This window comes from Streptomyces niveiscabiei, from assembly GCF_033794345.1.
Classification (GTDB): domain Bacteria; phylum Actinomycetota; class Actinomycetes; order Streptomycetales; family Streptomycetaceae; genus Streptomyces; species Streptomyces niveiscabiei.
The window spans coordinates 1-16,930 of the sequence record NZ_JARAYJ010000011.1 but is presented as its reverse complement, the minus strand read 5'-3'; the positions used below and the strand labels follow the sequence as shown (position 1 = coordinate 16,930).

The window sequence follows — 16,930 nt, the reverse complement described above, 5'->3', positions numbered from 1 at the left end:
ACCAGGGCCCGCAAACGCGATTGCCGGCCGCCGGGCACGTTGACACGATGGTGGGCGTGACAACTTCCGAGAGGCCGGACTGCCTGATCGTGACGGGGATGCCGGGTGCCGGGAAGTCGACGGTGACGAGGCTCGTCGCGGAGCGTCTGGCGCGCTCCGCCCGGCTGGACGGGGACTTCGTCAGCAGGCTGGTCGTCAGCGGGCGCGTCTGGGCGCTTGGTGAACCCGCCGACGAGGCGGCGCGGCAACTGGAGCTGTGCAACCGCAATCTGTGCATGCTGGCGAACAACTTCTCCGACGCCGGCTTCACGCCCGTGATCGACTGGGTGATCCCCGACCGCGGGCAACTGGACTTCTTCGTGTCCCTCCTCCCGGCCCGGCAGGTCCTCTTCGTCGTTCTCGCACCGGGCATCGAGGCATGCCGGTACCGCAACACGCTCCGTGATCCACGAGAGCGGTTCGACTTCGACGGCTACGAAGACCTCGATGCCGGCATGAAGCGCGAACTCGGCGATGCCGGCTGGTGGTTCGACACCGCGGCCCTCACCCCCGAGGAGACCGCCGATCGCGTCGTCCGGGAAGCACGCCGGCGCGCCAGGGTGAACTGACCGCACGCCGCGACAAGTTCGCGCGGGTCGCGGCCTGCTTCCGCGTCACACGGCCCGGCGGCCTCGTCCGGGGCTGAACAGCCCCCTCACGCCCCGGGGTCGGCCAGGACTGCGGCGGTCACGGTCAGGTGCCGGGTCAGTACGTCGGCCGCGGTGTCGGCGTCGCGGGCCAGGGCCGCCGCCTCCAGTCGACGATGTTCGTCGGCGGCGTCACGGCCGGGGGTGTGGTGTGCCGACCAGCGGCGGCCCAGTTCGCTGGCGGTCCACATGCGGTCGAAGGTGTCCAGCAGGACGGGGTTGCCGCACCCCTCCAGCAGGGTGCGGTGGAAGGCGCGGTGGGCCTCTGACCACGCCCCGCTGAGGTAGTCGCCCTCGTCCGGCGCGTAGAGAGGGGTGCGGGCGAGGCGGTGGTGGGCAGCGCGTACGCGGGCTTCCCAGTCGAGGTCCCCGCGCTCGATCGCCAGTCTCAGCACGACGGGTTCGATCGTGCGACGGGCCTCGGCGATCTCCTGCCAGCGGCGGTCGGAGAAGGCGGGGACAGCGAAGCCGCGGTTGGGCAGCCGCTCGGCGAGACCCTCGCCCACCACCCGCACCAGGGCCTCGCGCACGACCGCCAGGCTCACCCCGTACCGGCCGGCCAGTTCCTGGGGCTTCAGGGGCTCGCCAGGTTTGGACTCGCCGCGCAGGATCGCCTCCCGCAGCTGGTCGTAGACCTGCTCGGACAGCATTCGCTTCCCCGGAGCCGGAGTGGAGGGGTCTTCGGACGTGTGAACCATGCGCTCAGTATAGATCGGCGGACAGATAATCGATTATCTGTAGTATCGTCGATTAAGAAGACGGGCTGAGCCGCTGCGGCGTACGCCCTCGTCGTCCTGTTCTCGCAGATCACCCCAGGGAGAACCCCGTGAGAAAGTCCTTCCGCGCACTCGTCACGCTGGCCGCCACCTCGACCGCCCTCGTGGCGGGACTCGGTGCGACGGCAGCCGCCGGGAACGGCCACGCCCATCACGCGCACCACGACAGCTACGGCCACACCAGGATCCGCAGCGGGATTCCGCTGGCCGCCGAGCGGTTCCGGCTCTCCAGCCCGGACGTGCGCGACGGGGGCCGCGTCCCCGAGACCGCCTGGGCGAACGGCTTCGGCTGCACCGGGGGGAACCAGCCGATCCGGCTGCGGTGGGAGGGGGCGCCGAAGGCCGCGCGCGGCTTCGCGGTGTCCATGCAGGACCTGAACGCCCCCACCGGCAGCGGCTTCTGGCACTGGATGGCCTGGGACATCCCGGCGGACGCCACCGGCCTGGGCCGCGCCCTGCCGGCCGGTGCGGCCTCCGGCACCAACGACGGCGGGCTCACCGGCTACGCGGGCCCCTGCCCGCCGGCCGGGGACATCGCCCACCACTACCGGATCACCGTCTACGCCCTGGACACCCCGAGCCTGGGCCTGCCCGCCACCAGCACACCGGCCATAGCCGCCTTGACGCTGAGCAGCCACACCATCGGCTACGGCCGCATCAGCGCCACCGCACAGCGCTGACCCGACCCACCCCCTGCTCGGACCGCCGCCCCGAACGATCGGCCACGGCGGCCCGGGAAACCATCAAGGAAGGAAGCGACACCATGAGCGCCAACGATCCGTTCGCCAAGCTCCCCGAGGTGCCGGGCTTCACCGTCACCAGCACCACCGTGGCCGACCGAGGCACCTGGCCTCTCGCCCAGCTGTCCGGAATCGTCGGTGTCCCCGGCGGCAAGGACATCTCCCCGCATCTGTCGTGGAGCGGCGCCCCCGAGAACACCAGGAGCTACGCCGTCACCGTCTACGACCCGGACGCCCCGACCGGCTCCGGCTTCTGGCACTGGGCCGTGGCCGACATCCCCGCCACCGTCACCGAACTGCCCGAGGGCGCCGGCGACGACACCGGCTCCGGCCTGCCCGAGGGCGCTTTCCAGCTGCCCAACGACGCGCGGCTGGCCCGCTTCGTGGGCGCCGCCCCGCCGCCCGGACACGGCCCGCACCGCTACGTCGTCGTCGTGCACGCCCTCGACGTGGACCGCATCGGCGTCCCGGCCGACGGCACCCCCGCCTACCTCGGCTTCACCATGGCGGGCCACATCCTCGCCCGCGCGGTCCTGACCGTGACCGCCGAGACGCCCGCCTGATGCCGCCCGAGGACAGCCGCGCGTACGAGGTCAGGGCCGGGCACCCGGGCCCGTGGCCGGAGCTGCTCCGCCCGGCGCCGAGCACGCCGTTCGCGGGGGTGCGCAGTCACCTGGACGTGCCGTACGCGGTGTCACCCGGTTTCCGGCCCCTCGTCCTCGACCTGCACCTGCCCGACGACGGCCGGCGCACCGCACGCCCGGTGGTGGTGTACGCCCACGGTGGCGGATTCTTCACGGGGACCAAGGCGATGGGGCCGTGGCGGTTCCTGCTGGACGCGGGCTACGCCGTCGCGTCCGTCGCCTACCGCCTCTCCGGGGAGAGCCGCTTCCCCGGCCCCGTGCACGACGTGGCCGCCGCCGTCCGCTGGGTCCGCGCGAACGCGGACACCTACGGGCTGGACGCGGACCGTGTCGTCGGATTCGGCTCCAGCGCGGGCGGCTACCTCGTCGGCGCCGTCGCACTGGGGGCCGACGACGCGTGGCTCGTGGGGCGGCTCGGGCCCCACGCGCGGACCCCGTGCACGCTGGCGGCGGTCATCGACCACTGCGCGCCCAACGACTATCTGCGCCTGGACGACGACGTACCCGACGACGTCGTCGAGGTGTCGAACGGTCCCGGATCGTCGGCCGCGCGTTTTCTCGGCTACGTCCCCTCCGACCGTCCGGCCGAGGCCGACCGGGCCCGGCTGTCCCGGTACGTCCGCCCCGGCAGCCCCCCGTTCCTCATCGCCCACGGGGACGCGGACCGGCGGGTGGGCGTCGGGCAGAGCCGTCGGCTGCACCGTGCGCTGCGGGACCGGGGCGTACCGGCGGAACTGGTCGTGCTGCCCGGTGCCGGTCACGCCGACGCGGCCTTCGACACGGCGTCGCTGCACGAAGCCACGCTCGCCTTCCTGAGCAGGGTGTTCGAGCAGTCATGAAGATCCCCCCGGCGGCCGGCAGACCGCCGGACAGTGAGACAGGAGCTTGTACATGCGCATCGCGAACCTTGACGGCCGGCTGGTCCTGGCCGTCGACGGCGCGGCCCTCGATGTGGAGAGGGCCAGCGCCGGCCGCTTCGGCCCGTCGCCCCAGCACATCTACGGACAGTGGGACGAGTTCCGGCGGTGGGCGGCGACCGCACCGCTGGAGCATGCGGTGCCGTTCGAACCGGAGCGGCTGCGCTCGCCCGTGCCGGCCCCCGGGCAGGTGATCGCCGTCGGCCTCAACTACCACGAGCACGTGGACGAGGCGGGCCTCGCCGCCCCCGAGGGACTGCCGCCGGTGTTCACCAAGTTCCCCTCGTCGGTCACCGGCCCCTACAGCAGCGTGGAGCTGCCCGACGGGAACGTGGACTGGGAGGCGGAACTCGCGGTCGTCATCGGCAGGACCGCCTTCCGCGTCGGCGAACACGAGGCGTGGGACCACGTCGCCGGCCTGACCGTCGCCCAGGACCTGTCCGAACGCATCCTTCAGATGTCGGGCCCCGCCCCCCAGTTCGGCCTCGGCAAGTCCTACCCGGGGTTCTCCCCGCTGGGCCCCTGGGTGGTCACCCCGGACGAGTTCGACGACGTCGACGACCTCACGCTCACCTGCACGGTCAACGACGAGATCGTGCAGCGGGCCAGCACCCGGGAGCTGATCTTCCCCGTCCCGACGCTGATCGCGCGGCTGTCCGCGGTCGTCCCCCTCAACGCCGGCGACGTCATCCTCACCGGCACACCCGGCGGTGTCGGGCTGTGCCGTACGCCGCCGCGGTTCCTCGCGGCCGGGGACACCGTCGTCACCGCCATCGAAGGCATCGGCCGCATCCGCCAGCGGATGGTCGCGGCACCCGGAAAGGAAGCGGCATGACACCGTCCCGCGTCGTCCGACGGAGCCTCGTCGGGGCGGCGTTCGCCGCCTCGGTCGCCGCCGTCCGGGACTACGAGCGCTGGCGCGCCCTGGGCCGAGGAGGCATCCCCCACGGTGCCCGAGGCTGGCTCCAGGTCACTTACCTGCGGACCCGCATGCGCGAGACGAAGGACCCCGCCGTCCACCACCCCTTCATCGGAGAGGCCGGAGACGGGCGATGGCTGCCGCAGCTCCCCCACCGCGACGGGGAACGCCCCGGCATCGGCCGCTACCCCGTGCCGCACCGCCAGCTCGACCAGCCCGGCTCGCTGCACGCCCGGGTCGCCGTACTCGACCACTTCGACACACGCGCCGCCGGCTCCCCCGGAGTCCTCGGCTACCGTCTCAGCGCCTTCGAACGCCACCATGACGCGATCACCCTGCTGGACCTGGACAAGGCACCGGCCGCCACACGCATGGCCAAGGGAGAGGTCGCCCACATCCATCCGGGTGACGGCTCGATGCACATGATCCTCAGCCCGTCGGACGCCGTCACCGCGCTGGAGGCCGGGTGGGCCGAGCGGCACCCTCTGGCCGGGATGTACGGCGAGCCTCTGACGTATCTGATGGTCTACTCCCCGCGCAGCCCGGAGGAGGCCGAGGTCGTCGGACAGCTCCTCGACGCAGCCGTCGGCTACGCCACCGGCGCGGGCCCGGCCTTGTGATGGGGTGCAGCCCCCCGCTGTGCCTGCTACTGCCAGACATACCAACGGCAGTGGTACGTACCCGCGTCGTCCCAAAACCGTCTCCTCGTTGTCCGGCGCCGGATCCCGCAGAGTGGACGCCGTACCGCACCGATGGCCCGGTGAGGCGGCTGCCGACCGTGTTCCACCCCCGGCTGCCGCGCTCCTTCCGGGCCGATGGGCGGCCTCGCCCGCCGCGGCGTGGACCGTGTCCGAGTCATCGGGGACCCGGCAGCCACGAAGCCGCCCGGCGGGAAGACCGGGCGCGGCGCCCCCTGGTCGCGGCCCCCCTGTCCTTCGCCGACCGAGAGAGTGGACATGTCCATGGAACCCCCCGCGTCAACGGTCGCTCCCCCCGAGGAAGACCCCGGGGCGACGTCGCCCGACCCGTCCCGGCGTACGTTCATCGCGGCCACCAGCGCCATCGGCGGTGCGGTCGTCGCGAGCGGCCTCGCGGCGGGAGCGTCCGTGTTCGGCGCCGAGGCGGTGCCCAGCAGCCGGGTCTCCCTGACCGTCAACGGCGAGCGCCGCACCGTCACTGTCGACAACCGGACCTCGCTGCTGGACCTGTTGCGTGAACACCTCGGCCTGACCGGCTCCAAGAAGGGCTGCAACGCCGGGGCCTGCGGCGCCTGCACCGTCCTGGTCGACGGCCGCAGGGTCAACTCCTGCCTGACGCTGGCGATCCGGCTGGAGGGCGCCGAGGTCACCACCATCGAGGGCCTGGCGAAGGGCGAACGGCTGCACCCGCTGCAACAGGCGTTCATCGACCACGACGCCTTCCAGTGCGGCTACTGCACCTCCGGCCAGATCATGTCCGGCGTCGGCTGCATCCAGGAGGGCCACACCGGCTCCAAGGACGAGATCCGGGAGTTCATGAGCGGCAACATCTGCCGCTGCGGCGCGTACGTGAAGATCGTGCGGGCGGTCGAGCAGGCCGCGCACGGGAATTGAGGCACGGTCCCCATGCACCCCTTCTCCTACACCAGGCCCGCCACCACCCGGCAGGCCCTCGACGAGGGCCGCGACGGCGGCCGTTACATCGCCGGCGGCACCACACTCGTCGACCTGATGCGTGAGACCGTCGAACGTCCCCGCACCCTGGTCGACATCAGCGCCCTGCCGCTGCGCGAGATCGTGGTCACCCGGCGCGGGGGCCTGCGCATCGGCGCCCTGGTGCGGATGTCCGAGGCCGCCGGCCACCGGGGCGTACGCGCCCTGTACCCGGTCATCTCCGAGGCCCTTGAGCTGAGCGCGTCGGCGCAGCTGCGCAACATGGCGACCATCGGCGGCAACATCATGCAGCGCACCCGCTGCACGTACTTCCGTGATGTGGGCGCCGACTGCAACAAGCGTGCGCCGGGCTCCGGTTGTGCGGCGCGCGACGGTTTCAACCGCACCCACGCGATCCTCGGCACCTCGGACGACTGCGTAGCCACCCACCCCTCCGACGTCGCCGTGGCCTTCGCCGCGCTGGAGGCGACCGTGGTCGTACTCGGGCCGGACGGCGAGCGCGGCGTGCCCTTCGCCGACTTCCTGCTCCGGCCGGGCAGCACACCCGACCGCGAACAGGCCCTGCGCCGGGGCGAGTTGATCACCGGCGTCGAGATACCGGCACTTCCGCGCCCGCTCAGGTCGGGCTATCTGAAGGTGCGCGACCGGCAGTCGTACGAGTTCGCGCTCACCTCGGCGGCCGTCGCCCTGCACATCCGCGCCGGGGTGATCCGCGAGGCCAGGGTCGCCGCCGGGGGTGTGGGCACCGTGCCCTGGAAACTGTCCGCCGTCGAGCGGGAGCTGATCGGGCGGCGGCCGTCCGCCGCCCTGTGGGCCAGGGCCGCCGAGCGGGCGGCGGACGGAGCCCGGCCCCTGCACCACAACCGCTTCAAGGTCGACCTGCTCAAACGGACCGTCGAGCGCCAACTGCGCGTCGTAGGAGGTGGCAAGTGAGCCCGCAGCCGCAGGCAGCCGTCGGAGCGCCGCTGTCCCGGGTGGACGGGCGGCTCAAGGTGACCGGCCGGGCCCTGTACGCCGCCGACCACGACATCGACGGCGTCGTGCACGCCGTCGTCGTGGACAGCGCTGTCGGCCTCGGCCGGATCACCGGCATCGACACCCGCGCCGCCCACGCCCAGCGCGGAGTCCTGGCTGTCATCAGCCATCTCGACAGACCGCGGCTGGCCTACCGCGAGAACCGGGTCGGCAACGCCTTCCCCGGGGAGCGGCTGCACGTCTTCCAGGACGACGCCGTCCGGTTCTTCGGCCAGCCGGTCGCCGTCGTGGTGGCCACCACCCTGGAGGTCGCGCAGCACGCCGCGAGCCTGGTGGAGGTCTCCTACGACGCCGAACAGCCGGCGACGGACCTGACCCGCAGTCCGGCCCAGGACGGGCCGGCGCCCTTCGCGCGGCCCTACGCGCGGGGCAACGCCCAGGAAGCGCTGGAGGCGGCGGAGGTCCGGCTGGAGATGACCTACCGGCTGCCCCGCAACCACCACAACCCGATGGAGCCGCACGCCACCATCGCCCGCTGGGACGGCGACGAGCTCACCCTGTGGGACAAGACCCAGTGGGTGATCGGCACACAGACCGAACTGGCGGCGGTGTTCGGCATTCCGCTGGAGAACGTGCGCGTCCTGTCGCCGTTCGTCGGCGGCGCGTTCGGCGGCGCCCTGCGGGCCTGGCCGCACGTCACCATCGCGGCCCTCGCCGCCCGCGAGACCGGCCGTCCGGTGAAGCTCGCGCTGACCCGCCGGCAGATGTACTTCACGGTGGGCTACCGGCCGGCCTACGAGTACCGGCTGCGGCTGGGCAGCACCCGGCGCGGACGGCTGACCGCGATGACCCACGCCATGACGTACGAGACCTCCCGCTACGAGCAGTTCTGGGAGGCCAACCTGGCCCTCGGGCAGATGCTCTACGACGTACCCGCCGTCAGCCAGCGGCCCCGGATCGTGCCGCTGGACGTGAGCACCCCGCTGTGGATGCGCGGCCCCGGCTACAGCAGCGCCGCCTTCGTCATCGAGACCGCGATGGACGAACTCGCCCACGAACTCGGCATCGACCCGATCGAACTGCGGCTGCGCAACGAACCCGGCGAGGACCCGGCGACCCGGCAGCCCTTCTCCACCCGGCGGCTGCGCGAGTGCTTCCGCGTCGGCGCCCGCGAGTTCGGCTGGCGGCGGCGCAACCCCGCACCGCGCTCGACCCGGGACGGCGACTGGCTGATCGGCACCGGCGTGGCCACCGGCTGCTACGACGTGTTCCGGGGCGCGGCCCAGGCCCACGCCCGCCTCGACGCCGACGGCACCGCCGTGGTCCGGTCCGCGACCCACGACACGGGCACGGGCACGTACACCTCCATGACCCAGGTCGCCGCCGACGCCCTCGGTCTGGCCGTCCCCAGCGTCACCTTCCAACTCGGCGACTCCGCCATGCCGCCCGCCCCGGCGCAGGGCGCCTCGCAGACCATGCTCAGCGTGGGCTCCGCCGTCCAGGACACCTGCGACAAGCTGCGGCGGCAGGCCATCGAGCTCGCGGTCGGCGACGAACGCTCGCCGCTGCACGGGGCCGCCCCCGACGACGTCGTGGTCCGCGCCGGCCGCCTGCACCTGCCCGGCGACCCCGCGCGCGGTGAGACCTACCGCCGGCTCCTGACCCGCAACCACCGCACCCACCTGGAAGCCCGCGGGTCCTACACACCCGACGAGGGGAGCCGGTTCTCGATGTACGGCTACGCGGCGATGTTCGCCGAGGTCGCCGTCGACGCCCGGCTCGGGCTGGTCCGGGTGCGGCGGATGCTCGGCGTGTACGACGCGGGCCGCATCGTCAGCCCCAAGCTCGCCGAGAGCCAGGCCGTCGGCGGCATGGTGGGCGGCATCGGCGCGGCCCTGCTGGAGCACACGGTCACCGACCACCGCGACGGCCGGATCGTGAACGCCAACCTCGCCGACTACCTCGTCCCCGTCAACGCCGACATCCCCGACCTCAGGGCCGTCTACCTCGACGGGGAGGACTACGAGGCCGCCCCCATCGGCGTCAAGAGCCTCGGCGAGCTGGTGCAGATCGGCGTGGCGCCCGCCATCGCCAACGCGGTCTTCCACGCCACCGGACGCCGCGTCCGCGACCTGCCCATCACCGCCGAAGCCCTGCTCTGACACGGCGGCACAGGGGCTCCCGCCCGCCGAACGGCCCGCCGACGCGCCTCGATCCCCCATGTCGGCGCGGCGGCGGGCTCCCCCACCTCCCCCGCCTCCCCCAGGAGAGCCACTCATGCTGAACATCGCGGACATGCTGTACCGCTGGTGCCGCGACGGCCGCCCCTTCGCCCTCGCCACCGTCATCCAGGTCAGCGGCAGCGCCCCCCTGCCGCCCGGCACCTCACTGGCCGTGGACACCGACGGCGCGGCCGTCGGCAGCGTCTCCGGAGGATGCGTGGAAGCCGCCGTCTACGAGCTGTGCCGGCAGGTCCTGACATCGGGCGAACCGCCGGTACGGGCCACGTTCGGCTACTCCGACGACGACGCCTTCGCCGTGGGACTGACCTGCGGCGGCGAACTGGAGGTCCTGGTCCAGCGGATCGACCCCACCGGCCGGCCCCACCTCACCGCCGCCCTCGAACAGGCACTGGCCGGTGTGCCCGTCGCCGTGGCCCAGGTGATCGACGGACCGCAGCGCCTGATCGGCCGCACCCTGTCCGTCTTCGGGGGCGGCAGCGCGTACGACGGGACACTCGGCGACCAGCGGACGGACCGTACGGTGGCCGGCGAGGTGCGGGCGCTGCTGCGGGCGGGCCGGACCGCCCGCGTCGAGGCCGGCGGGGACGCGGACACCTGCCCGCAGAAGCTGACGCTCCTGGTCCACACCCATGCGACCCCGCCCCGCATGCTGATCTTCGGCGCCGTCGACTTCGCCGCCGCCCTCAGCCGGGCCGGCAGCTTCCTCGGCTACCGGGTCACCGTCTGCGACGCCCGCCCCGTCTTCGCCACCCCCGAGCGCTTCCCGTACGCCGACGAGGTCGTCGCCGACTGGCCGCACCGCTACCTGGAGCACACCGACGTGGACACCCGTACCGCCGTCTGCGTCCTCACCCACGACGCCAAGTTCGACGTACCCCTGCTGCGCGCGGCCCTCGGACTCCCGGTCGGCTACATCGGCGCGATGGGCTCCCGCCGTACCCACGAGGACCGTCTGGGGCGGCTGCGCGAGAGCGGCGTGTCCGAGGAGCACCTCGCCCGGCTGCGCTCGCCGATCGGCCTCGACCTCGGCGCCCGCACCCCCGAGGAGACGGCGGTCTCCATCACCGCCGAGATCATCGCCCACATCAACCACGGCACCGGTCTGCCCCTGTCCCGCCTCCCCGGCCCGATCCACGGTTCCGCCCCCGTCGCCCAGGCGCCGACGCAGGCCGGGCTCCTGGCCGTCTGAGGCCGCACGTCAAACCTTCACTTCGAACGGGAGTTCTTCTCATGAGCAAGATCTGGTTCATCACTGGTTCCTCACGCGGTTTCGGGCGCCAGTTCGTCACGGCGGCCCTGGAGCGCGGCGACAAGGTCGCGGCCACCGCCCGGAACACCGGCTCACTGGCAGACCTGGCAGCCGCGCACGGCGAGGCGATCCTTCCGCTGCCCCTGGACGTCACGGACAAGGCCGCCGTCACCGCGGCCGTACAGCGGGCGCACGAGCACTTCGGCCGCCTGGACGTCATCGTCAACAACGCCGGCTACGGACTGTTCGGCGCGGTCGAGGAACTGTCGGAACAGCAGGTCCGCGACCAGATGGAGACCAACTTCTTCGGCGCCCTGTGGGTCACCCAGGCCGTCCTGCCCCTCCTGCGGGCCCAGGGCAGTGGTCACATCGTGCAGATCTCCAGCGTCGGCGGTGTCGCCGCCTTCCCCAACCTCGGTGTCTACAACGCCTCGAAGTGGGCCCTGGAGGCCGCGAGCGAGTCTCTCGCCCAGGAGGTCGCCGGGTTCGGCATCAAGGTCACCCTCATCGAGCCCGGCGGTTTCGCCACCGACTGGTCCGGCTCCTCCGCCGACTTCGCAGGGCAGTTGCCCGCCTACGACGGCGTGCGCGCGGCCAACGCCACGTACTGGAGGAACTTCCAGCACGGCGACCCTGCTGCGACCGGTGCGGCTCTGCTGAAGGTCGTGGACGCCGACAACCCGCCCCTGCGGGTCTTCTTCGGTGCCTCCCCGCTCCAGATCGTCCCGCAGGTCTATGCCGAGCGGCTGAAGACCTGGGAGGAGTGGGCCGACGTCGCCACCGAAGCCCAGGGCAGCACCGCGTGATCGCAGGCCACGGGCGTCGGCGCTGCACCATGACCGCCGCACATCCAGAGCTCCACACCCTGATACTCGGTATCAAGATGAGTCCGTGATGCATTCTCCGCGCATGTCCGAGACAGCCCGTGCCGCCGGCCGGTCCGCACGCAAGCCGCCCGGTCTGCGCGAGCACATCCGTGCGACGGTTCAGGCGGAAGTGGTCGAGGTGACCCACCGGCTCTTCACCGAACAGGAGTTCGACCGGACCACCGTCGACCAGATCGCCGCCGAGGCGGGCCTGTCACGCGCCAGTCTCTTCCGGTACTTCGGCACCAAGGAGGCCATCGTCCTCGGACGTCTGGAAGGGACCGGCCGCCCGCCCCGACGACGAACAGCCCTGGGAGGCACTGCGCCGGTCCTTCGACGCCCTCACGCGGACCAACGAGGCAGCGCCGCCCGCGCAGGTCCTCACCTGTCTGCGGATGCTCCAGGAGACCCCGTCCCTGCGTGCCCGGCACCACGAGAAGCAACGGGGCTGGCAGACGCTGCTGGTGCCGGAGGTGGCCCGGCGGCTGGGGGCCGACCCGGACCGGCCCGAGGACACGAGGCCGAGCGCACTCACCGCCGCCGCGCTCGCCTGCCTGGACACGGCCTCCACGGCCTGGGTGGCCTGTGAGGGCACGGTCCCGCTGGCCGTGCTGCTCGACCGGGCGATGGACGCGTTGGCGAAGTAGCCGGCCCGGCCGTCGTCGCCGGGCGGCACCGGCGGAGCGCCTTCGGGGCCGGACGGCCGGACCTGGGCTGGAGAACACGTCCGCCCCATGGGCTACTCCTCCCCAGTGGGGTCGAGGGCGTCGAGTTGGCGCTGGACTCGTTCGGCGAGGGCGAGGCAGTGCTGGTCGGCCGTGCCGTCCGCGCCGCTCGACCGTCCCCGGCACCAGGAAGTCCGGACTTCCTCCCCGTCTGGAAGGCGCTGCGGCGGCGGCAGTGCGACACCGCGCGGCAGATCCTGGCGCGGGCCGCTGCCGAAGCTTCGTCCCCCTGTCCGGCTGCCTGATCCTCTCGCAGAAGGCGGGTGAGCCCGGTCCGCGTCGCGTGGCCGGGCTCATGGCCTGGAGCCGTCCTCGCCGCGGCGGGGTCACCAGGTGACGGGCAGTTCGGTGACGCCGCCGGTGAGCGTGGTGCGTACCTCCAGTTCGTCGAGGGCTTTGGCGAGCCGCAGGCCGGGCAGGCGGTGGGCCATGGCGGCGAACACGACACGCAGTTCGACACGGGCCAGGCTGGCGCCGATGCAGAAGTGCGCGCCGTGGCCGAAACCGAGATGGTTGCGTTCCTCGCGGTCGGGGTCGAAGGTCTCGGCGTCGGTGTAGACGGTGGTGTCACGGTTGGCGGCGTTCACGGAGAGGATCACGGCGTCGCCGCGGCGGATGGTGACGCCGGCGACGTCGAGGTCGGTGTGGGCGTACCGCAGCAGCCCGAGGTCACCGGGCGCGCCCATGCGCATGATCTCCTCGACGGTGGCGTTGACCCGGCCGTCCGGGTCGGCGCACATCGCCCGCCAGCGTTCGCGGCGGGTCAGCAGGAGGAGTGTGCCGAGGCCGATGCGGTTGACGGTGGTCTCGTGCCCGGCGAACAGCAGTCCGACGCAGAGGCGGATCATCTCGTCGTAGTCGTAGTCCGGGTCGGTGCTCTGGGCGCGGACGATGTCGGAGAGCACGTCCTCGCCCGGCCGCCGGCGTTTGGCCTCGGCGAGGCCGGTCATGTAGTGGCTGAACTCGTCGCGGGCGCGGTGGGCCTCGTCGCCGATGGCGTGGTTGGACATGCGTTCCGACAGCGAGGCGAAGTACGCGTGGTCGTCCTCGCGGACGCCGAGCAGCCGGCAGATGACCGCGACCGGCAGCGGGAAGGCGAGGCCGGCGTGCAGGTCCACCACGCCGTCGGGGGCGTCGGCGTGATCGGCGATCAGGTGGTCGATGCAGCGGTCGACGAGGTCCTGGACGTGGCCGGAGAGCATCTGCATCCGCTTGGCCGAGAACGCCGGGGTCAGCAGCCGGCGCATCCGGCTGTGGTCGGCCTCCTCGGTGTCGTAGTTGCCCGTGGGTCCGTCGAGTACGGCGGCGGAGGTGATGCGTGAGGCTCGTTCCGGTTCGGGGTGGGAACGGCCGAGCCGCTTGTCGCCGAGGAGGTCGCGGACCTCGTCGTAGCGGGTGACCAGCCAGGCGGGGTCCCCGGCCGGGGTGGTGACGGGCGCGACCGGGGCCTCCCGGCGCAGCACCGCGTAGAAGGGGGCGAGGTCGAGAACGTTCGGACGGGTGAGGGGCAGGTGCAGGCGCTCGGCAGCGACGCTCATGGCTCTCCTCCGGTGGTCCTTCCGGTGGCCCGACCGTAGCACTTTACTGGCAGCGACTGCCAATAATGTTCGCGCCAATCGGCCCGCGCGCGAGGAGCCACCTAAGATCGCCCGATGGAGGACTTCAGAGCGGGCGCCGGCCGCGCACCCCGTCGTGGCCGGCCGCCCGTGAGCAGCGAACAGCGCGAGCGGCAGCGCCTCGGCATCTCCCGCCATGCCGTACGGCTCTTCGCCGAACAGGGCGTGGCCGCCACGTCCGGCGAGGAGATCGCCCGGGCCGCCGGGGTCTCCGAACGCACCCTCTGGCGCCACTTCCGCACCAAGGAGAGCTGCGTGGAGCCGCTGCTCACCCAGGTGGTCGATGCCTTCCGGGCGGCCCTGCGCACCTGGCCGCCCGGCATCGAACTGACGGAGCATCTGCGCGAGGCCTACCGCCCCGTCCTCGACTCGTCCTCCGAGGCGGACATCGAGGCCGTCCACGCCGTGGTCCGGCTGACCCGGTACGAGCCCGCGCTGCGCGCCGTCTACCTCGTCCTCGGGGAGCGCGCCGAGGACTCCTTCGCCGAGGCGCTCGCGGCGCGGGCGGGTCTGCCGTCCGACGGGTTCGAGGTCCGCTCGCAGGCTGCCGCCATGAACGCCGTGTTCAAGGTGGCGACCGACCTCCTCGCCCGCGAGACGGCCGACACCGGCCTCACCACCGACCTGCTGCACCACCACCGCGAACAACTGGCGGAAGCCCTCAGCCTCGTCACCCGGGGGCTCTCGGCCAGACAGGGCGACTGACACGCGCGCCTCCGGCGCCGACCGCCGCGGTGCGGGTGTCGCTCCAGGCGCCCGGTTCTCCCGTAGCGGGAGCGGAGAGCGGGATGTGCACCTCGGCCGCGCGGGGGAGCCGAAAGAAACTGTTCCCCCCGGCTCCCCCGGTTCCTCACTCCGCAGTATCTGATCAGCCGCGTCTCACACCGAACTCCGTTCCCTCGCACCGCGCGGCCTCGGGCGTGGTCGGGGCCGGCGGCCCAGGTCGCGGAGCCGAGGAGGCGGCGTTCGTCGATGACCTGGCGGGCGCCGGCGTCCTGGGCGGCGCGGGTGAGGGTGCGGACCGAACAGCCGAGGAGGCGGGCGTAGTCGTCCACGTGGTGCAGTTCGCGGAAGCGGAGTTCCAGGGCGTCGAGGAACCGCCGATGGAGTGCGGCGCGGCGGGTGGCGGGCGCGGGGGTGGCCGGGGTGCCGGTGCTGTGGGCGAGGCGCAGGGCGTGGTGGAGGCCGAGGGGGCGCCGCCCCAGGGCGCGGTGTTCGTCGAGGAGTTGGTGGGCGGTGCGTTCGGCCCAGGGGGCGTCGTCGGGGTGAGGGTGAGGGCGGCGGGCGCGTCGTATGCGGTGGCGGGGGCGAGGAGGCGGGCGGTCGTGGTGTCCAGGACGTCCGGTCCGATGAGGATGAAGGGCCCAGTGACGGTGGTGGGCGGGTGCCAGCACTGGGTGTGTCCGCAGTTGAGGGCTCCGGGCGGGCTGGCGCGGGACAGAAAGGAGACGCACGGTATGGACGGCGCGGATGTACAGCGACTGACGGCTCACTACGCCGACGCCCTGCCCGGCACCGCGAGCTGCCGCCGTTCTCCCCCGGCCTGGAGGTCCGCGAGGTTGCCGGGAAGGTCTTTCTGATCGTCACCGACGATCCCGGCGAGCGGATCATCACCGTCAAGGCGGAGCCGGAACATGGGCAGCGGCTATACGCGGTGTACGCCACGATCAGCGCCGGGTGCTATCTCGACAAGACCCACTGGATCTCGGTAGGCGCCGGGCCCGGCGTCTGCGCCGCCCTGGTCGAGGAGTTGGTCATCGACTCCTACGACCTCGTACGGGGCTCGGCGGCCCGTCCGGGAGCGGGGTGAGGCCGGTTCTCACAGCATTCCCGTCCGGAAATCCGCGCTGCTCTTGAGGACAGCCGATTCGGCGGTTCTGATCCGGTCGGGGTGGATTTCGTCGAGCAGGGCGTAGTCCCTGGTGATGATTCCGCGTTTCCACACGTTCCAGAAGCCGGTGAAGTTGTCGCGGAAGCTCATGGTGCTCTTGTCGTGGGGATCGGCGTTGTAACCGGCGGAGCGATCGGTTATCCCCGTCAGGTCCGGGCTGTTCCAGTAGGTTTCCAGATCGGTGTCGATGTACTGTGCCGGATTCCTGGTGACTTTCTCGAAGGCCACGGCCATATCGGCGTATGTCATGTGCTCGATGGCGACGTGGGGGACGGCTCCCTCACCGAGCGGGACCCGCCAGGTGACGATGCCGTCCTCGATGTAGGGGCCCGGCGTGAAGACCGCGGCTCCCATCCGGTCGCTGTTCTTCTCGTTCTGGAACAGGACCCATTCGGCCATGCGCCCCTTGCCGTCGTAGTGGCCGGTGCGGAACCTGGAGTCGTAGCCGGACTTCTTGAGGGCGTAGTCGAGGTTTCCGTAGACGAAGAACTTGATTCCTTCTTCGATCGCTATCTCGTAACTGCGGATCACCCAGTAGGTCTCGATCTTCTCGCCGGTGTCGAATCCGCCGATGTCGACGAATGCGCCGTCGCAGCCGCGGAATCCTTCCCGCAGGACGTCCTCGTCGGCGAACGACCCTTCGAGGAGGGAGACATTGCCGAACGCGAGGAGTTCCTGGGCCGGGAGGGCATGGTCTTTGCCTCCTGGGTGGGGAATTCGGAATCGTGAGGAGAGTGCGGCCGATCGCGTTTCGTACGCGAATGTGCGAACGGGCCGCGATGAGGGTGGGCAGGTTCCGGTACAGGGCGCGGGGGCGGCGACGTCGCGCGGGTCGGCCCTCTTCAGAGCGGTCATGGCCGCCCCCGGAACGCGAGAAACCGATCAGTTTCCGATCGCAGGTCCGCCCCGGCCCAGTACAAGTCCGCCTCGGACTAGTGCCGCATCAGGCAACGTTCGCCCTGTTGACGACCTCGCGGAGGAGTTCGTCGGCGGCGTGCTTGTTTCGCCAGATGATGTAGCGGCGGATCATG

At 72.0% G+C, this 16,930-nt stretch carries 19 protein-coding genes and 2 pseudogenes; 17 read left to right on the top strand and 4 right to left on the bottom strand.

Annotation, left to right across the window (positions count from 1 at the left end):
- Positions 1-47 precede the first annotated feature (47 nt).
- On the top strand, positions 48-608 hold the full coding sequence (locus tag PV682_RS17230) for a zeta toxin family protein (RefSeq protein WP_319730670.1): 561 nt from the start codon (positions 48-50) through the stop codon (positions 606-608).
- A gap of 86 nt (positions 609-694) precedes the next feature.
- On the opposite strand, the gene PV682_RS17225 is transcribed toward PV682_RS17230, so the two are convergent.
- Positions 695-1,384, bottom strand: a complete 690-nt coding sequence (locus PV682_RS17225) for a GntR family transcriptional regulator (RefSeq protein WP_319730668.1) — start codon at positions 1,382-1,384, stop codon at positions 695-697.
- A 128-nt stretch (positions 1,385-1,512) separates the two neighbouring features.
- Here PV682_RS17225 and PV682_RS17220 point away from each other — a divergent pair, with 128 nt between their 5' ends.
- The 13 genes and pseudogenes from PV682_RS17220 (at position 1,513) to PV682_RS17160 (ending at position 12,637) form a co-directional block, all read left to right on the top strand.
- Entirely contained in the window at positions 1,513-2,142 is a 630-nt protein-coding gene (locus PV682_RS17220; RefSeq protein WP_319730666.1) for a YbhB/YbcL family Raf kinase inhibitor-like protein, read from the top strand.
- 83 nt (positions 2,143-2,225) lie between these two features.
- Positions 2,226-2,765 (top strand): YbhB/YbcL family Raf kinase inhibitor-like protein, encoded by a 540-nt coding sequence (locus PV682_RS17215; protein ID WP_319730665.1) that lies wholly within the window; start codon positions 2,226-2,228, stop codon positions 2,763-2,765.
- Positions 2,765-3,685 (top strand): alpha/beta hydrolase, encoded by a 921-nt coding sequence (locus PV682_RS17210; protein ID WP_319730663.1) that lies wholly within the window; start codon positions 2,765-2,767, stop codon positions 3,683-3,685. The genes PV682_RS17215 and PV682_RS17210 overlap by 1 nt, the downstream gene beginning before the upstream one ends.
- Before the next feature lie 52 nt (positions 3,686-3,737).
- Entirely contained in the window at positions 3,738-4,598 is an 861-nt protein-coding gene (locus PV682_RS17205) for a fumarylacetoacetate hydrolase family protein (protein ID WP_319730661.1), read from the top strand.
- Positions 4,595-5,302, top strand: coding sequence for a luciferase domain-containing protein (locus PV682_RS17200; protein ID WP_319730659.1), 708 nt, complete (start codon positions 4,595-4,597; stop codon positions 5,300-5,302). The genes PV682_RS17205 and PV682_RS17200 overlap by 4 nt, the downstream gene beginning before the upstream one ends.
- Positions 5,303-5,638: 336 nt before the next feature.
- A complete protein-coding gene (locus tag PV682_RS17195; protein WP_319730657.1) occupies positions 5,639-6,274 on the top strand; it encodes a (2Fe-2S)-binding protein in 636 nt (211 codons plus the stop codon).
- 12 nt (positions 6,275-6,286) lie between these two features.
- Positions 6,287-7,267, top strand: a complete 981-nt coding sequence (locus PV682_RS17190; protein ID WP_319730655.1) for an FAD binding domain-containing protein — start codon at positions 6,287-6,289, stop codon at positions 7,265-7,267.
- Positions 7,264-9,471: a xanthine dehydrogenase family protein molybdopterin-binding subunit gene (locus PV682_RS17185; RefSeq protein ID WP_319730653.1), complete on the top strand. Its 2,208-nt coding sequence runs from the start codon at positions 7,264-7,266 to the stop codon at positions 9,469-9,471. The genes PV682_RS17190 and PV682_RS17185 overlap by 4 nt, the downstream gene beginning before the upstream one ends.
- A 115-nt stretch (positions 9,472-9,586) precedes the next feature.
- The gene (locus tag PV682_RS17180) at positions 9,587-10,741 is read left to right on the top strand and encodes an XdhC family protein (protein ID WP_319730651.1); all 1,155 of its coding nucleotides are present in this window, start codon (positions 9,587-9,589) and stop codon (positions 10,739-10,741) included.
- Positions 10,742-10,782: 41 nt separating this feature from the next.
- The gene (locus PV682_RS17175) at positions 10,783-11,607 is read left to right on the top strand and encodes an SDR family oxidoreductase (protein ID WP_319730649.1); all 825 of its coding nucleotides are present in this window, start codon (positions 10,783-10,785) and stop codon (positions 11,605-11,607) included.
- 88 nt (positions 11,608-11,695) lie between these two features.
- A pseudogene (locus PV682_RS17170) lies at positions 11,696-11,872 on the top strand (TetR family transcriptional regulator); the annotation flags it as partial.
- A gap of 115 nt (positions 11,873-11,987) precedes the next feature.
- Positions 11,988-12,314, top strand: coding sequence for an acyl-CoA-like ligand-binding transcription factor (locus tag PV682_RS17165; protein ID WP_319731042.1), 327 nt, complete (start codon positions 11,988-11,990; stop codon positions 12,312-12,314).
- Positions 12,315-12,439: 125 nt separating this feature from the next.
- Positions 12,440-12,637, top strand: a complete 198-nt coding sequence (locus tag PV682_RS17160) for a hypothetical protein (protein WP_319730647.1) — start codon at positions 12,440-12,442, stop codon at positions 12,635-12,637.
- 81 nt (positions 12,638-12,718) lie between these two features.
- Here PV682_RS17160 and PV682_RS17155 read toward each other — a convergent pair whose 3' ends face one another.
- On the bottom strand, positions 12,719-13,930 hold the full coding sequence (locus PV682_RS17155; protein ID WP_319730645.1) for a cytochrome P450: 1,212 nt from the start codon (positions 13,928-13,930) through the stop codon (positions 12,719-12,721).
- A gap of 114 nt (positions 13,931-14,044) precedes the next feature.
- Here PV682_RS17155 and PV682_RS17150 point away from each other — a divergent pair, with 114 nt between their 5' ends.
- The 3 genes from PV682_RS17150 (at position 14,045) to PV682_RS17140 (ending at position 15,818) form a co-directional block, all read left to right on the top strand.
- Entirely contained in the window at positions 14,045-14,713 is a 669-nt protein-coding gene (locus PV682_RS17150; RefSeq protein ID WP_319730642.1) for a TetR/AcrR family transcriptional regulator, read from the top strand.
- A 215-nt stretch (positions 14,714-14,928) separates the two neighbouring features.
- Positions 14,929-15,588, top strand: a complete 660-nt coding sequence (locus tag PV682_RS17145) for a hypothetical protein (RefSeq protein ID WP_319731068.1) — start codon at positions 14,929-14,931, stop codon at positions 15,586-15,588.
- Positions 15,531-15,818: an MmcQ/YjbR family DNA-binding protein gene (locus PV682_RS17140; protein ID WP_319731041.1), complete on the top strand. Its 288-nt coding sequence runs from the start codon at positions 15,531-15,533 to the stop codon at positions 15,816-15,818. Before PV682_RS17145 ends, PV682_RS17140 begins: the two co-directional genes overlap by 58 nt.
- Before the next feature lie 9 nt (positions 15,819-15,827).
- Here PV682_RS17140 and PV682_RS17135 read toward each other — a convergent pair whose 3' ends face one another.
- Both PV682_RS17135 and PV682_RS17130 read right to left on the bottom strand, forming a co-directional pair.
- Positions 15,828-16,754, bottom strand: coding sequence for a Rossmann-fold NAD(P)-binding domain-containing protein (locus tag PV682_RS17135; protein ID WP_319730640.1), 927 nt, complete (start codon positions 16,752-16,754; stop codon positions 15,828-15,830).
- An 88-nt stretch (positions 16,755-16,842) separates the two neighbouring features.
- Positions 16,843-16,930 (bottom strand): annotated as a pseudogene (locus tag PV682_RS17130) (transposase); the annotation flags it as partial.

What these genes read in the sequence shown, in the direction of transcription:
- PV682_RS17150 (WP_319730642.1), top strand. Translation starts at nt 14,045, where the DNA reads ATGGAGGACTTCAGAGCGGGCGCCGGCCGCGCACCCCGTCGTGGCCGG.
- PV682_RS17225 (WP_319730668.1), bottom strand. Translation starts at nt 1,384, where the DNA reads ATGGTTCACACGTCCGAAGACCCCTCCACTCCGGCTCCGGGGAAGCGA.
- PV682_RS17135 (WP_319730640.1), bottom strand. Translation starts at nt 16,754, where the DNA reads ATGACCGCTCTGAAGAGGGCCGACCCGCGCGACGTCGCCGCCCCCGCG.
- PV682_RS17180 (WP_319730651.1), top strand. Translation starts at nt 9,587, where the DNA reads ATGCTGAACATCGCGGACATGCTGTACCGCTGGTGCCGCGACGGCCGC.
- PV682_RS17205 (WP_319730661.1), top strand. Translation starts at nt 3,738, where the DNA reads ATGCGCATCGCGAACCTTGACGGCCGGCTGGTCCTGGCCGTCGACGGC.
- PV682_RS17175 (WP_319730649.1), top strand. Translation starts at nt 10,783, where the DNA reads ATGAGCAAGATCTGGTTCATCACTGGTTCCTCACGCGGTTTCGGGCGC.
- PV682_RS17230 (WP_319730670.1), top strand. Translation starts at nt 48, where the DNA reads ATGGTGGGCGTGACAACTTCCGAGAGGCCGGACTGCCTGATCGTGACG.
- PV682_RS17190 (WP_319730655.1), top strand. Translation starts at nt 6,287, where the DNA reads ATGCACCCCTTCTCCTACACCAGGCCCGCCACCACCCGGCAGGCCCTC.
- PV682_RS17195 (WP_319730657.1), top strand. Translation starts at nt 5,639, where the DNA reads ATGTCCATGGAACCCCCCGCGTCAACGGTCGCTCCCCCCGAGGAAGAC.
- PV682_RS17215 (WP_319730665.1), top strand. Translation starts at nt 2,226, where the DNA reads ATGAGCGCCAACGATCCGTTCGCCAAGCTCCCCGAGGTGCCGGGCTTC.
- PV682_RS17200 (WP_319730659.1), top strand. Translation starts at nt 4,595, where the DNA reads ATGACACCGTCCCGCGTCGTCCGACGGAGCCTCGTCGGGGCGGCGTTC.
- PV682_RS17155 (WP_319730645.1), bottom strand. Translation starts at nt 13,930, where the DNA reads ATGAGCGTCGCTGCCGAGCGCCTGCACCTGCCCCTCACCCGTCCGAAC.
- PV682_RS17210 (WP_319730663.1), top strand. Translation starts at nt 2,765, where the DNA reads ATGCCGCCCGAGGACAGCCGCGCGTACGAGGTCAGGGCCGGGCACCCG.